Source organism: Proteus sp. G2300 (assembly GCF_009915965.1).
Classification (GTDB): domain Bacteria; phylum Pseudomonadota; class Gammaproteobacteria; order Enterobacterales; family Enterobacteriaceae; genus Proteus; species Proteus vulgaris.
Genome location: NZ_JAABNK010000012.1, coordinates 1 through 15,433 on the forward strand (window position 1 = coordinate 1; position 15,433 = coordinate 15,433).

The 15,433-nt window shown below is 38.8% G+C and carries 12 protein-coding genes and 2 rRNA genes; 7 read left to right on the top strand and 7 right to left on the bottom strand.

Translation table 11 applies throughout. The features are described 5' to 3' along the window. The 5 genes from GWI97_RS06765 to GWI97_RS06785 form a co-directional block, all read left to right on the top strand. Positions 1 to 1,676, top strand: a 23S ribosomal RNA gene (locus GWI97_RS06765); the annotation flags it as partial. Between the two features lie 116 nt (positions 1,677 to 1,792). After that, positions 1,793 to 1,908 (top strand): 5S ribosomal RNA (rrf, locus tag GWI97_RS06770). Between the two features lie 303 nt (positions 1,909 to 2,211). Then, on the top strand, positions 2,212 to 2,949 hold the full coding sequence (locus GWI97_RS06775) for a (Fe-S)-binding protein (protein WP_036933545.1): 738 nt from the start codon (positions 2,212 to 2,214) through the stop codon (positions 2,947 to 2,949). Continuing rightward, positions 2,940 to 4,358 carry a LutB/LldF family L-lactate oxidation iron-sulfur protein gene (locus GWI97_RS06780; RefSeq protein ID WP_161681391.1) on the top strand — a complete coding sequence of 473 codons (1,419 nt, stop codon included), beginning with the start codon at positions 2,940 to 2,942 and terminating at the stop codon, positions 4,356 to 4,358. Before GWI97_RS06775 ends, GWI97_RS06780 begins: the two co-directional genes overlap by 10 nt. 3 nt (positions 4,359 to 4,361) lie before the next feature. Beyond that, on the top strand, positions 4,362 to 5,051 hold the full coding sequence (locus tag GWI97_RS06785; protein WP_036933549.1) for a LutC/YkgG family protein: 690 nt from the start codon (positions 4,362 to 4,364) through the stop codon (positions 5,049 to 5,051). Positions 5,052 to 5,075: 24 nt separating this feature from the next. On the opposite strand, the gene GWI97_RS06790 is transcribed toward GWI97_RS06785, so the two are convergent. From GWI97_RS06790 to acs, 4 genes are all read right to left on the bottom strand, one after another. Continuing rightward, complete coding sequence (locus GWI97_RS06790) at positions 5,076 to 6,587, bottom strand: phosphoethanolamine transferase (protein ID WP_224215411.1); 1,512 nt, start codon at positions 6,585 to 6,587, stop codon at positions 5,076 to 5,078. A gap of 476 nt (positions 6,588 to 7,063) precedes the next feature. Continuing rightward, on the bottom strand, positions 7,064 to 8,719 hold the full coding sequence (locus GWI97_RS06795; protein ID WP_036933554.1) for a cation acetate symporter: 1,656 nt from the start codon (positions 8,717 to 8,719) through the stop codon (positions 7,064 to 7,066). Then, on the bottom strand, positions 8,716 to 9,027 hold the full coding sequence (locus GWI97_RS06800) for a DUF485 domain-containing protein (RefSeq protein WP_161751889.1): 312 nt from the start codon (positions 9,025 to 9,027) through the stop codon (positions 8,716 to 8,718). The genes GWI97_RS06795 and GWI97_RS06800 overlap by 4 nt, the downstream gene beginning before the upstream one ends. Positions 9,028 to 9,188: 161 nt before the next feature. Next, on the bottom strand, positions 9,189 to 11,147 hold the full coding sequence (gene acs, locus GWI97_RS06805) for an acetate--CoA ligase (RefSeq protein ID WP_036933559.1): 1,959 nt from the start codon (positions 11,145 to 11,147) through the stop codon (positions 9,189 to 9,191). A gap of 372 nt (positions 11,148 to 11,519) precedes the next feature. On the opposite strand from acs, the gene sodA reads away from it, so the two are divergent. Both sodA and yiiM read left to right on the top strand, forming a co-directional pair. Then, a complete protein-coding gene (gene sodA, locus GWI97_RS06810; protein WP_036933561.1) occupies positions 11,520 to 12,143 on the top strand; it encodes a superoxide dismutase [Mn] in 624 nt (207 codons plus the stop codon). A 108-nt stretch (positions 12,144 to 12,251) separates the two neighbouring features. Next, positions 12,252 to 12,926 (top strand): 6-hydroxyaminopurine reductase, encoded by a 675-nt coding sequence (gene yiiM, locus GWI97_RS06815; protein ID WP_036933563.1) that lies wholly within the window; start codon positions 12,252 to 12,254, stop codon positions 12,924 to 12,926. A 67-nt stretch (positions 12,927 to 12,993) separates the two neighbouring features. Here the strand turns inward: yiiM and trpS are convergent, their stop codons facing one another. From trpS to rpe, 3 genes are read right to left on the bottom strand one after another with little or no spacing between them, the layout of a single operon-like run. Then, a complete protein-coding gene (gene trpS / locus GWI97_RS06820) occupies positions 12,994 to 14,022 on the bottom strand; it encodes a tryptophan--tRNA ligase (RefSeq protein WP_036933565.1) in 1,029 nt (342 codons plus the stop codon). Between the two features lie 7 nt (positions 14,023 to 14,029). Next, entirely contained in the window at positions 14,030 to 14,734 is a 705-nt protein-coding gene (locus tag GWI97_RS06825; protein ID WP_036933568.1) for a phosphoglycolate phosphatase, read from the bottom strand. Then, complete coding sequence (rpe, locus tag GWI97_RS06830) at positions 14,734 to 15,405, bottom strand: ribulose-phosphate 3-epimerase (protein WP_036933570.1); 672 nt, start codon at positions 15,403 to 15,405, stop codon at positions 14,734 to 14,736. The genes GWI97_RS06825 and rpe overlap by 1 nt, the downstream gene beginning before the upstream one ends. Positions 15,406 to 15,433 lie beyond the last annotated feature (28 nt).

Below are 15,433 nucleotides of genomic sequence, written 5' to 3' on the forward strand. Positions count from 1 at the left end.
ATGCTGGAGGTATCAGAAGTGCGAATGCTGACATAAGTAACGATAATGCGGGTGAAAAACCCGCACGCCGGAAGACCAAGGGTTCCTGTCCAACGTTAATCGGGGCAGGGTGAGTCGACCCCTAAGGCGAGGCTGAAAAGCGTAGTCGATGGGAAACGGGTTAATATTCCCGTACTGGTGGTAACTGCGATGGGGGAACGGAGAAGGCTAGGTTGTCCGGGCGACGGTCGTCCCGGTTCAAGCATGTAGGCAGAGTGATTAGGCAAATCCGGTCACTTAATGCTGAGGTGTGATGACGAGCCACTAAGGTGGTGAAGCAATTGATGCCCTGCTTCCAGGAAAAGCCTCTAAGCTTCAGGTTACCAACAATCGTACCCCAAACCGACACAGGTGGTCAGGTAGAGAATACTCAGGCGCTTGAGAGAACTCGGGTGAAGGAACTAGGCAAAATGGTGCCGTAACTTCGGGAGAAGGCACGCTGGCGGTAAGTGAAGTCCCTTGCGGACGGAGCCGAAGCCAGTCGAAGATACCAGCTGGCTGCAACTGTTTATTAAAAACACAGCACTGTGCAAACACGAAAGTGGACGTATACGGTGTGACGCCTGCCCGGTGCTGGAAGGTTAATTGATGGGGTTATCCTTAGGGAGAAGCTCTTGATCGAAGCCCCAGTAAACGGCGGCCGTAACTATAACGGTCCTAAGGTAGCGAAATTCCTTGTCGGGTAAGTTCCGACCTGCACGAATGGCGTAATGATGGCCAGGCTGTCTCCACCCGAGACTCAGTGAAATTGAACTCGCTGTGAAGATGCAGTGTACCCGCGGCAAGACGGAAAGACCCCGTGAACCTTTACTATAGCTTGACACTGAACATTGAGCCTTGATGTGTAGGATAGGTGGGAGACTATGAAGTGTGGACGCCAGTCTGCATGGAGTCAACCTTGAAATACCACCCTTTAACGTTTGATGTTCTAACCTAGGCCCGTAATCCGGGTCGGGGACCGTGTCTGGTGGGTAGTTTGACTGGGGCGGTCTCCTCCTAAAGAGTAACGGAGGAGCACGAAGGTTGGCTAAGCATGGTCGGACATCATGCGGTTAGTGCAAAGGCATAAGCCAGCTTGACTGTGAGAGTGACGGCTCGAGCAGGTACGAAAGTAGGTCTTAGTGATCCGGTGGTTCTGAATGGAAGGGCCATCGCTCAACGGATAAAAGGTACTCCGGGGATAACAGGCTGATACCGCCCAAGAGTTCATATCGACGGCGGTGTTTGGCACCTCGATGTCGGCTCATCACATCCTGGGGCTGAAGTAGGTCCCAAGGGTATGGCTGTTCGCCATTTAAAGTGGTACGCGAGCTGGGTTTAGAACGTCGTGAGACAGTTCGGTCCCTATCTGCCGTGGGCGTTGGAAGATTGAGAGGGGTTGCTCCTAGTACGAGAGGACCGGAGTGAACGCACCACTGGTGTTCGGGTTGTCATGCCAATGGCATTGCCCGGTAGCTAAGTGCGGAAGAGATAACCGCTGAAAGCATCTAAGCGGGAAACTTGCCTCGAGATGAGTCTTCCCTGTCACCTTGAGTGACCTAAAGGAACGTTTAAGACTAAGACGTTGATAGGCTGGGTGTGTAAGCGTAGCGATACGTTGAGCTAACCAGTACTAATGAACCGTGAGGCTTAACCTGACAACACCGAAGGTGTTTTGTCTGAGAGACGAAGAGTAGATAAAGTAGGCTTGTTTAAGATTGATATTACTGGCGACTGACCGAAAGGAAAGAAGCGGGTAATAAAACCGAATTTGCTTGGTGGCCATAGCGCAGCGGTCCCACCTGATCCCATGCCGAACTCAGAAGTGAAACGTTGTAGCGCCGATGGTAGTGTGGGGTCTCCCCATGTGAGAGTAGGGAACTGCCAGGCATTAAATAAGACGAGAAAGCCAACCCACTGGGTTGGCTTTTTTGCGTTTAAGGTTTTTATTTTTTTAATCTTTTGTTTCATTTTCTTCTTAATAAATTGTTTTTATTTAAAATAATTTATTTCTATCCTATCTCTATACATAAATTAGTTTTATGTACCTATTCAAATTATAAAAAAACATAGAATTAAACATATATTTAACATCATTTTTATGCAAACATTAATTGTCATACAAATATAGCGATAAATAAATGGCGGTCAGTAAGCTATTTTGTATAAATGATAAGCAATAGGAGCAAATGTATGGATGTTAATTTCTATGTCACATGTATTGGGGATGCTCTAAAATCCCATATGGCAAGAGACAGTGTATTACTGCTAGAAAAATTAGGTTGTCGGGTTCATTTTCTTGAAAAACAAGGTTGTTGTGGTCAACCCGCTATTAATAGTGGTTATATCGAGAACGCAAAACCTGCAATGAAAAAACTCATTGAAACCTTCGAAGTTAATGATTATCCCATTATTTCTCCTGCTGGATCTTGTACTTATGCAATCAAAGGTTATTCCAAATATCTTGCTAATGAACCTGATTGGGCTATACGAGCTGAAAAAATAGCTAATAGAATGTTTGATTTAACTTCCTTTATTGTAAATCAGCTTGGTATTCTTGATGTTGGCGCAAGTCTTAAAGGTAAAGCTGTTTATCACCCATCTTGTAGCCTATTTCGTAAAATGGGCGTCAAAGAAGAACCTATTAAATTATTACAGCATGTAAAAGGTCTTGAATTATTGCCTTTTGAAGATATGGAAACATGCTGTGGTTTTGGTGGGACATTTTCAGTCAAAATGGCTGAGATTTCAGGGGAAATGGTAAAAGAAAAAGTACACCATATCATGGATGTTAAACCTGATTATTTGATTGGTGCGGATGTTAGTTGCCTTTTAAATATTGGTGGACGTTTAGAGCGAGAAGGCCGTCCTGTTAAAGTGTTGCATATTGCACAGGTCTTGATGAGTCATGAGGAGGAATTATGTCGTTAAGAACGAGTACTATTCCATTTAAAGACCTAATCAATCGTCAAGTACATGATGAAGTCATGCAAAAAGCAGTTGCTAATGCACAAGAAACCATTGGTAGAAATCGGCAAAAAATGATTGATGATCTTGGGCATTGGGAAGATTGGAGAGATAGAGCTACTCAAATTCGGGATCATGTGCTTGCTAACTTGGATGCTTATTTATACCAATTATCTGAAAAAGTAGAAGAACATGGTGGACATGTTTTCTTTGCTGAAACAAAAGAAGAAGCGACTCAATATATTCTTAGCGTGGCTAGAGAAAAAAAAGCAAAGAAAATTGTTAAAGCTAAGTCTATGGTAACTGAAGAAATCGGTATGAATGACGCGTTAGAGAATGCAGGCATTAATGTTATAGAAACCGATTTAGCAGAATTTATACTCCAGCAAGCTAAGGATGCTCCGTCACATGTTGTTGTACCAGCTATCCATAAAAATAGAGAACAAATCCGTCAAATATTTCACGATAAATTAGGATATAACGGTTCTGATACACCAGAAGAAATGACTCGTTTTGTTCGTCAAAAGATTAGAGATGATTTTTTTACTGCTGATATAGGTGTAACGGGATGTAACTTTGCTGTTGCAGAGACAGGTTCAGTTTGTTTAGTGACTAATGAAGGTAATGCTCGCTTAAGTACGACATTACCTAAAACACATATAGCTGTGATGGGGATGGAGCGCATAGCACCGACATTTAAAGAAGTGGATATTCTCATTACCATGTTAGCACGTAGTGCCGTTGGATTACGTTTAACAGGCTATAACACATGGCTTACAGGGCCTAGAGAAAAAGACCATGTTGATGGCCCTGAAGATTTTCATCTTGTTATTGTTGATAATGGGCGTTCAAAAATTATCGGAACAGAATTTAAAGATATTTTGCGTTGTATTCGTTGTGGTGCATGCATGAATACTTGCCCTGCTTACCGTCATATTGGTGGCCAAGGATATGGTTCTATTTATCCAGGTCCTGTTGGCGCTGTTTTAACTCCTTTATTAGGTGGTTATAAAGATTTTAAAAACCTTCCTTATGTCTGTTCATTATGTACTGCTTGTGATTCTGTATGCCCCGTGAAAATACCTTTATCCAGTTTAATTAAAAAACATAGAGATGTGATGGTTAGGGAAAAAATCACGCCAATAACTGAGCGTACGATCACCGATATATTCAATTATGTGAATCGTCATCCAACATTATGGAAAGTTGGCATGAATTGGGGCGCTCATGTGGCAAGGTGGTTTATAAAAGAGGGTAAAGCCCCTTTAAATATAGGTGCATTAAAAGAATGGACTGAAGCAAGAAACCTGCCAAAAGGCGATGGTGAAAGTTTCCGTAATTGGTTCAAAAAACATCAAAAAGAGGAGAAATAAGAGATGAATAATAAAAATACATTCTTATCTCATTTAGCTTCTCAGTTGGGAAGGCCATTAAAAACAAAACCTGATCCATTCCCAACACCAGTAAATACATATCCAGAAGAAAGATTAACTGAATTATCAGAAGAGGAACGATATCAATATTTTCTCAATACCGCTAAATTAGCAGGAAGCGATTATGAGACAACGACACAAGAAGCCTTACCTCAGTGCTTACTTGCGTTATGCAATAAATATGGTTCATCAGTGATATTGACGGGTGATCTTCGTTTAAAAGAAAGTGGTGTTGTTGATTTATTATCTCAACATTGTGATGTTAGTGTGTGGGATCACCATTTTGGCGTGGAAAATATAGAGCATGTAAAAAATGCTAAAGTGGGTATTGTTTTTGCCGAATATGGGCTTGCTGAATCGGGAGGCGTTGTTTTATTTTCTGGAGCAGATAAAGGGCGTAGTGTCAGTTTGATCCCAGAAACAACACTCTTTGTTATTAGAAGAAGTACTATTTTACCTCGAGTTGCTCAATTAGCGGAAAAACTTCATCAATTAGCATCGGAAAATATCCGAATGCCTTCCTGTATTAATATTATCAGCGGCCCAAGTTGTACCTCTGATATTGAATTAATTAAAGTTGTTGGTGTTCATGGCTCTTTAAATGCCATTTATATTGTGATTGAAGATTGCTAATAATTATTTGTAAGGAGCCATATATTATTGTGGCTCTTGTTCTTCAGAACTCAATAAATTGTAGTTCAATAAATTTCTATTGCCATCAATAACCATAATAGGTGATTTTGGCTTATAACAATCATCTAGTGGTGAATAGCATTTATTTGGTGAATTATGTTCTATACCCAGCCAACTACTTAATAACCAATAATTATTTTCTGTGGAATAAGGCTTTTTCAAAACTTCATTACTTATTATTGGTTTTATTGTAGAAGGGCTATACCAAATGAACAAAGGAATGTTATAAGCTTCTTTACGAGGGGTATTTACGCCATGATGGTAACGAATTTCTTTATTTTTATCGAGGCGTTGTAAAGCATGATCTGCAAAGTAAAGAATAGATGCGGGTTTATCTTTTACTCTTTCAATAATGTTATTTATTAACTTATCTGTATAAGCAATAGAGCTGTCATAGCAGTTATCGTCTTCCTGTTGTGTGAATTTTTTTAAATCTTGATTTGGAAATCGGTTGCAAGCAGGTTCATGACTACCATAAGTATGCAAGATAATCAGTTTTTTTTGTGTAGATGGTTCGTTGAGTGCTTTATCTAAATGAGGAAGTAGTTCTTCATCATAACCGATAAATTCATTCCATTTCTTATTCTGCGCCATATTTGCAATGACTGAAATTACACTTGTTTTTTGATTTCCTTTCCCTTGATTACTTAACCAATAAGTTTTAAACCCAGCATGATTTGCGAGAGAAACAATATTATCAGCATAATGATTTTTATCTTGTAGCTGTTTTAACCCAATATTTGAGAGTGATATCGGTACTGAGAGTATTGTTACTGGAGCAGGAGAGTAAACATTCTCAAAAAGAATTAGATTGTTTTTTTCTTTCATTAAATTTGGTGTTGTATCATGAGGATAACCATAAATACCTAAATGATCGCGACGAACAGACTCACCAATAATCAGAATATAAATCTCTGTGTTATCGTTCTTTTTACTGTATTGATAATCAACTTTTTGAGAAGCAATTCTTTTTATTTGACGATTTTCGTGAAATGTTTTAACTAGTGCTGCTGCATTATAAAAGGGGGTATTTAGAAGAGTATATTCAGCGAGTAATTTAGTTTTATTATCATTTCTTAACGCTAAGTTTTTATATATAGGAATAATGGCTATTAATATAACCATTGCTATCACACTATTTTTCGTGGTTTTTAAATGAGAAAATCGAGCACTTTTATGGATAAGAAAATAATAAATAGAGAAGCTACATATATAAAATAATACGTAATATTTATTATAAGAAAGCATACCAACAGTCTCACTGCCGTTAGTATTTATAAACGTTTCTGCGATAGAAGAGGAAAATGCAATATCGTGTTCACGATAGAAAAATAGAGAAATAGAGAGATTTAAAGACCATAAGGCGCTGATTATAAATGTTACTATTTTTCCTAGAATTGAACGATAAATTCCACTACACATCAACATAAGTAGCCAACCAATGAGAACAATATAGAGTTTTTGTTCTATGTACAATGTTGAGCCACCCAGTATTGCTGGTGTTATAGATAGAAGAAATAAAAGTGTGTAATAAGTTAGTCGAGACATAATCTATTTAAAATTGTCACCTCTTCTTATGTAGAATAAAAAAGTTAACCATTTACCTTTTGACAATACAAGACGTGTTTGGCTGAAATGTGTCCGAATTTGATATTATTACGATTTTTCTAATTTTTTGTATTATTAATAAAGTCATACAGTGAATAAATAATAATAGTCTTATTTTGTAACGCATTGATTTTATTTTATTTTTGCTTCTTTTTTTGATAAATAGTTAATAAATAGCAAATTATTAAAATAATCGTATAGATATGTATTTAAAAATTAGATTTATTCTAATTACGTAAAGAGGAGAAATATGATCAGACTGTCTATCAAAAAATAAAAATGCCCATTTCTATTGTAAAATAATGGGCACTTTTATCGTAAAAAATAAGTGAATTTTATAGTTTTTAGTGTTCTTTACCTTGTTCAATTCCTAACCCAATTTGAGAGCGAATAAATTGAGCTTGGAATTTTGCTTTTTCTTTCTCACCTAAAGATGATTTATCTGTAATTGAGAAAAGCCATGAAACAACAAAAGCAATTATCATTGAAAATAATGCTGGATATTCATAAGGATAGATAGGTTTTTCGTGACCTAAAATACTGACCCAAATTGTGGGGCCTAAGATCATTAATGTTACGGCTATTAATAAGCCAGCCCATCCTCCTGCTACTGCACCACGCGTTGTCAATCCTTTCCAATACATTGATAATAAAATAATAGGGAAGTTACAGCTTGCGGCTATTGAGAAGGCAAGTCCGACCATAAAGGCAATGTTTTGTTTTTCAAATAAAATACCTAAACCAATCGCAACAATACCTAAAATAACGACGGTTATTTTGGAAACATTAAGTTCTTGACGTTCATCAGCATGACCATTTTTTATCACATTAGCATAAAGATCATGAGAAACAGCAGAAGCTCCTGCTAACGTCAATCCAGCAACAACGGCTAATATTGTGGCAAATGCAACTGCAGAAATAAAACCGAGGAAGAAATTACCTCCCACAGCATCAGCAAGATGAACTGCGGCCATGTTTGTGCCGCCAATTAAAGCGCCAGCGGCATCTTTGAACACAGGATTAGGGCTAACGAGTAAGATAGCGCCGAAACCAATGATAAAAGTAAGAATATAGAAATAACCGATAAAACCTGTTGCATAGAAGACACTCTTACGGGCTTCTTTGGCGTCACTAACCGTAAAGAAGCGCATGATGATATGAGGAAGCCCCGCAGTACCAAACATTAAAGCAAGACCTAAAGAAAGTGCAGAAATAGGATCAGAAACTAAACCTCCAGGGCTCATAATTGAGAACCCTTTTGAGTGCACATTGACAGCTTCTTTAAATAAAGTATTGAAATTAAAATCAACTGCTTTCATAACCATCACCGCCATAAAACTTGCACCAGCAAGTAATAAAATAGCTTTAATGATTTGCACCCAAGTGGTTGCTAACATGCCTCCAAATAACACATAGAGCACCATTAGAATACCGACGAGTACAACAGCAATATGATAGTTTAAACCGAAAAGTAGCTCGATTAATTTTCCGGCACCGACCATTTGTGCAATCAAATAAAGAGCAACCACAACTAGAGAGCCAATAGCAGAGAGTGTTCTAATCGGTTTTGGGCTTAATCGATAGGAAACAACATCAGCAAAGGTATAACGACCTAAATTACGTAAACGTTCAGCAATAATAAAAAGAATAATCGGCCAGCCGATGAGGAATCCTATTGAATAAATCAGGCCATCGTAACCAGAGGTATAAACGAGTGCGGAGATCCCTAAAAAGGATGCTGCTGACATAAAATCGCCTGCAATAGCCATCCCATTTTGAAATCCTGTTATTTTACCTCCAGCCGTATAGTAATCTGCACGTGAACGAGTACGTTTAGAGGCCCAGTAAGTGATATAAAGTGTTAATCCGACAAATATCAGAAACATGATGATGGCCTGAATATTCATCGGTTGTTTCTCACCACCTTCTGTTATTGTAGCCGCATAAGCAATGGTTGAAGAGAGGAAAAATAGGCTTATTGCATAGAGTAATTTTCTCATTTTTCTACCTCTTCTATAATCTCGTTTGCCAGTTTGTCGAACTCCGTATTGGCTTTAATAACGTAAATGCCCGTTAATAAAAATGAAGCAATGATTAAGCCAATGCCAATGGGAATACCTCGTGTAATATAGCTTCCTTCATACAGTGGTGTACCTAACCATTGTGGATAGAAAGCGATAAGTAGGATAAATGAGACATACATAACGAGAGTAATAATTGAAAGTGTCCATGAAAAACGACTACGTTTTTTAACCAGTTCTTTAAAGCGAGGGTTGTTTTCTATCTCTTGATAAATATCGGCATTCATCAGAGTTCTCCTCTATATAATTGTTTGGTTTATCACTTGATTTAGAGGCTTAAATCCCCCGCATTCCATGATTTTTAGGTAAGAGAGTCCAGCAAAGGCATTTTCATGCCTTTGCATTGTCGTATTGCGTTTTTAAATGACAGTTATATTGTTGTTGTGAGTTACGCAGTAAGTGATAGAGACTGTTTTTCTTCTAACAGTTTCTCTACAACACCTGGATCGGCGAGTGTTGAGGTATCTCCGAGGTTAGTTGTGTCGCCAGAGGCAATTTTACGCAAGATACGTCGCATAATTTTCCCTGAACGCGTTTTGGGTAAAGAGTCTGTCCAGTGAAGAATATCGGGCGTTGCAATTGGCCCTATTTCTTTACGTACCCAATCACGGACTTCTGTGTAAAGTTCAGGTGTTGGCTCTTCACCATGATTTAGCGTGACATAAGCATAAATAGCCTGCCCTTTAATATTATGAGGGATACCCACTACTGCGGCTTCAGCAATCTTAGGGTGTGCAACGAGAGCAGATTCAATTTCTGCTGTTCCTAGTCGGTGGCCTGAAATATTCAAGACATCATCAACACGTCCTGTTATCCAATAGTCACCATCTTCATCACGGCGGGCACCATCACCAGAAAAATACATGCCTTTAAAGGTCGAAAAGTATGTTTGTTCAAAGCGATCGTGATCACCAAAAAGTGTTCTAGCTTGGCCAGGCCAAGAATCAATGATCACTAAGTTACCTTCACAAGCACCTTGTTGTACTTCTCCCATATTATCGACAATGGCAGGCTGAACACCAAAGAAAGGACGTGTTGCAGAACCCGGTTTTAAGTCCATCGCACCGGGTAATGGCGTTATCATGAAACCGCCTGTTTCTGTTTGCCACCAAGTATCAACAATGGGGCATTGGCTACGTCCCATTTTCTGATAGAACCATTCCCAAGCTTCAGGGTTAATTGGTTCACCTACAGAGCCTAAAATGCGCAGAGAAGTGCGTTGAGTTCCCTCAATCGCTTTATCTCCTTCAGCCATTAATGCTCGGATTGCAGTAGGGGCTGTGTACAGGATATTGATTTGGTGCTTATCAACGACTTGAGCCATACGATTCACTGAGGGGTAATTAGGTACACCTTCAAACATAACGGTTGTTGCGCCATTTGAAAGCGGGCCATACAGTAAGTAGCTATGTCCTGTTACCCAGCCTACATCAGCAGTACACCAATAAATATCGCCTTCATGATAATCAAAGGTGTATTTAAACGTCATCGAAGCATAAACAAGATAGCCCCCTGTGGTATGTAACACACCTTTAGGTTTTCCTGTTGAACCTGATGTATACAGAATAAAGAGTGGATCTTCCGCATCCATAATTTCGACATCACACTCAGTACTGACACCTTGGATAGCTTCATCCCACCAAATATCACGTCCTTCAATCCATTGTTCTGTATTTCCTGTTCGGCGAAATACAACAACATGGTTAATAGGCGGAATATCAGTGTGATTTAATGCAGCATCGACATTTTTCTTTAGGGGAATAGCGCGACCTGCGCGTAAGCCTTCATCAGCAGTGATAACTAATTTGGCTTTTGAATCAATGATCCGACCTGCAACAGCTTCAGGAGAAAAACCACCGAAAATAACAGAGTGAATAGCACCAATACGAGCACAGGCGAGCATAGCAACTGCGGCTTCAGGTACCATCGGCATATAAATTGCCACAACATCGCCTTTTTTAATTCCCAAATTTTTTAATACATTAGCGAATTGGCAAACATCTTGGTGGAGTTGTCGGTAAGTTATTTTTTTTGATTCATTAGGTGAGTCGCCTTCCCAAATAATTGCGGTTTGATCACCTCGTGTTTTAAGGTGGCGATCGAGGCAGTTTTGGCTGATGTTTAGTTGTCCATCTTCAAACCAGCGAATGCGAACATGCCCTGGGTCAAATGAGGTATTCTTTACCACAGTATATGGTTTTATCCAGTCAATCATTTTCCCTTTATCTGCCCAAAAGGCCTCCGGGTTTTTGATAGATAATTCATAGTCTTTTTGGTATTGCTCTTTATTGATCAGGGCGTGTTCTGCAATGTTTGCAGGAATATGATGTTGGTTTATTTTTGTCATAATAGTTCTCCTTACTGTTGTTAATACTATGTCAAAAAGTCGTTAACAAAAGAGGGGAAATAAAGATTGTTTCTTTTTTGCGCAGAAGATCACGAATTAATGGAAATGCTTTTCATGGAATGTTCAATTAGTGCTAAAGCATAGCATGTATTATTTATCTATATTTATCTTGTTTAATAGAATTATTTTTTAATAAAATGCTTTTAAATTAAAATAATATACTGTGAAAATTAATTAACGAGTGCTGAATAAAAAAACCACAAAAATAATATGGATATGATAATGATTTTCATTAACGTTTTTTTCACTATAATGAAATGAAAAGATAAATCACATGATGTGATCTAAGATAAAACAGCACTGGAGATAAATATGAGCTATACATTACCTGCACTGCCTTATGCTTATGATGCGTTAGAACCTCATTTTGATGAGCGTACAATGGAAATTCACCATACAAAGCATCATCAGACGTATGTAAATAATACCAATACTGCATTAGAAAAATTACCGGAACTTGCAGATTTAGATATTGATGAGTTAGTTAAAAAACTTCATAAAGTGCCTGCTGAACAACGTACATTCTTACGTAATAATGCGGGTGGCCATTCTAACCACTCTTTATTTTGGAAAGGTTTAAAACTAGGAACTCAATTACAAGGATCACTAAAAGAGGCAATTGACCGTGATTTTGGTAGTGTTGATGCCTTTAAAGCGTTGTTTGAAAAAGCAGCTGCTAGCCGTTTTGGTTCAGGTTGGGCATGGCTGGTATTAAAAGACGATGGTAAATTAGCTGTCGTCTCTACAGCTAACCAAGATAGCCCATTAATGGGGGAAGAGTTAGCTGGTGCATCAGGCTATCCAATTGTTGGGTTAGATGTATGGGAACATGCTTATTACTTGAAATATCAAAATCGTCGCCCTGATTATATCAAAGCGTTCTGGTCAGTTGTGAACTGGGATGAAGCGCAAAAACGTTTTCAGAGCAAAGCATAATTAAATTGATCATTTCTTTTCTATTTTTAATGCCGACAAATGTCGGCATTGTTTCTTTTGAACACTCTCTTTACTATGAGTTATCCTTTTCTGTTTAGGTAGTGAGCTATGCGTTATTTTCCGAGTGTTTATATTGGCAATATCATAACAACGTCTAATGGATTTACCAGTGCGATCACTAAGAGGCTAGTGGATGGTCATATCAAACTTACTTCGCTGGGATTAGAAGGCGATGAGCAAGCAGAAAAGAGTTTTCATGGTGGGCCAGATCGCGCACTGTGTCATTATCCTCAAGAGCACTATCTGTATTGGGCAGAACAATTCTCACAATTGACGGATTTTTTTAATGCGCCAGCTTTTGGTGAAAATATATCAACAATGGGTATGACAGAAGAAAATGTCTTTATTGGTGATATTTACCAATGGGGTAATTCATTAATTCAAGTTACTCAACCACGCTCTCCTTGCTATAAACTTAATACAGTGACAGAAGTCAGTCACTTTTCGCAAATTATGCAAGATAGCGGTTATTGTGGTTGGTTGTATCGTGTCGTGAGTGCAGGAGAAACAGGCAACCATCATCCTCTCGTTTTGGTTTCAAGAAACAGTGATGTTTCTGTTAAAGAAGCAATATCAATTGCTTTTCATATGCCTTTTGATGAAGAGCTTTATCGTCGTCTATTAAGTGCTGCGGGATTATCAGCAAGTTGGAGTAAGACTATGCAGTTAAGATTGAAAAATCAAGCAATTGAGAGTTTTAATAGGCGGTTGTTTAAAGAATAAATACTTTACTAAATAAAAAACACCTCCCTAAAAATAGGTGAGGTGTTTTTTATGTATTAACAAAAAATCACGGATGCGCAATAAACCCAATGGCGTCATAAACTTTGTCTAAGGTTGCTTGAGCACGAGCTTTGGCTTTATCAGCACCTTCTTTCATAATTTTATTGAGCAGAGCTTCATCATTACGGAATGTGTTAAAACGTTCTTGAATGTTAGTTAGCATTTCAGAGACTGCATCTGCAACAGCACCTTTTAGATGTCCGTACATTTGACCTTCAAATTCGGCTTCTAATTCAGGAATAGTTTTGCCTGTTATACCCGCTAAAATATCCAGTAAGTTAGAGACTCCAGCTTTGTTTTCAAGATCGTAAATAACACGAGGTGGCTCTTCTGAGTCTGTCATTGCGCGTTTGATCTTTTTAGCCGCAGCTTTGGGATCTTCAAGTAGGGCGATAACGTTATTACGGTTATCATCAGACTTAGACATTTTTTTAGTTGGATCTTGTAATGCCATAACACGTGCACCACCTTTGGGAATAAAAGGATCTGGTACAGTGAATATATCGCCATAAATAGCGTTAAAACGCTGAGCAATATCACGGCTTAATTCAAGATGCTGTTTTTGGTCAATACCCACAGGGACTTGGTTCGTTTGATAAATAAGAATATCTGCTGCCATCAATACAGGATAATCAAATAACCCAGCATTAATATTTTCAGCATGGCGTGCCGATTTATCTTTAAATTGAGTCATACGGCTCAATTCACCAAAATAGGTGTAACAATTTAGTGCCCAGCTTAATTGAGCATGTTGTGGAACATGTGACTGAACAAAAATGGTGCTTTTTTCTGGATCAATACCGCAAGCAAGATAGAGTGCCAGCGTATCTAATGTTCTTTTTCTTAGCTCTTTTGGATCTTGACGAACTGTAATGGCATGTTGGTCAACGATACAGTAAATGCAGTCATAATCATCTTGCATTTGTACCCATTGACGTAATGCACCCATATAGTTTCCGATAGTTAACTCACCAGAAGGTTGCGCACCACTGAATACAATTGGCTTTTTTGCCGTTTTTTCTACTGAAGTCGTCATGTTAGTTCTATTCCACAGTTGTCATTGGCGTGATGTCGAGGATTGAGAGCAAATCGGCAAAATTATCGAGAGTATAATCTGGTTTGCTGTCTGCGATAGATACGCCGTAGTTATAGCCATAGGTTAAACCTACGCAAGGGCATTGTGCCTCTTGTGCTGCAATAATATCGTTGCGAGAATCCCCAACAAAAAGGAGTTCTTCCTTTTTAACACCAAATGTGCCCATTGTTAAATATAATGGTGCTGGATGCGGTTTTTTTTCTTTAACATCATCTCCTCCTAGCACTAAGGAAAAATATTTATCAATTCCCAGTTGCTGTAATAATGGAGCAATAAAAGGTGATGGCTTATTGGTGACAATGCCTAATGGAATATTATGCGAAGCTAATACTTCAAGCGTTTCTTTAACGTGTGGGAATAAATCACTGCCTGTTTTGACGGAAGTTGCATAATGTGCATCAAAAAGGTCACGCATTTCTTTTAATAGGGTTTCAGTGACATCCTCGACACCAGCGTTATGCAAAGCGCGCGTGAGTAGCATATCAACGCCGTTGCCTACCCAAATAGTGACATTATGTTTGCCAGCAGGAGGAAAGCCTTTTGCTTTCAATGCGTAATCTGTTGCTTCTGTAAGTCCTACTGCACTGTCAGTGAGTGTGCCATCAAGATCAAAGGCGATAGCACGGATGCCTTTGAGTTTTTTATCTGTCATTACGATACCTTTTCTAATTCACGGCGCATATTGTCGATAACATGTTTATAGTTCGGCTGATTGAAAATAGCAGAGCCAGCAACAAACATATCCGCCCCCGCTTGGGCAATTTCAGCAATATTATCGACTTTGACACCGCCATCAATTTCTAAACGAATGTCATAACCACCATCATCAATCATCTTACGAACTTGGCGTAATTTATCGAGAGTGTTAGGAATAAATGATTGACCACCAAAGCCTGGGTTAACGGACATCAGCAGGATAAGATCTAATTTATCCATTACATAATCGAGATAGTTTAAAGGGGTTGCTGGGTTAAGTACTAAACCCGCTTTACAACCACAATCTTTGATTAACTGAATAGTACGGTCAACGTGGTCACTGGCTTCTGCATGAAATGAAATATAAGTTGCACCTGCTTTTGCAAAGTCAGGAATGATGCGATCAACCGGCTTTACCATTAAGTGAACATCAATGGGAGCAGTAATTCCATAGTTACGCAAGGCTTTACAAATTGGCGCGCCAAACGTTAGATTTGGAACATAATGGTTATCCATGACATCAAAGTGGACAACGTCAGCACCTGCGGCAAGTACTTTCTCAGTATCTTCGCCAAGACGTGCAAAATCAGCGGATAAAATAGAAGGGGCAATCAGAAAATCTTTCATCGCATTCTCCTGACAACACTCCCCTTGT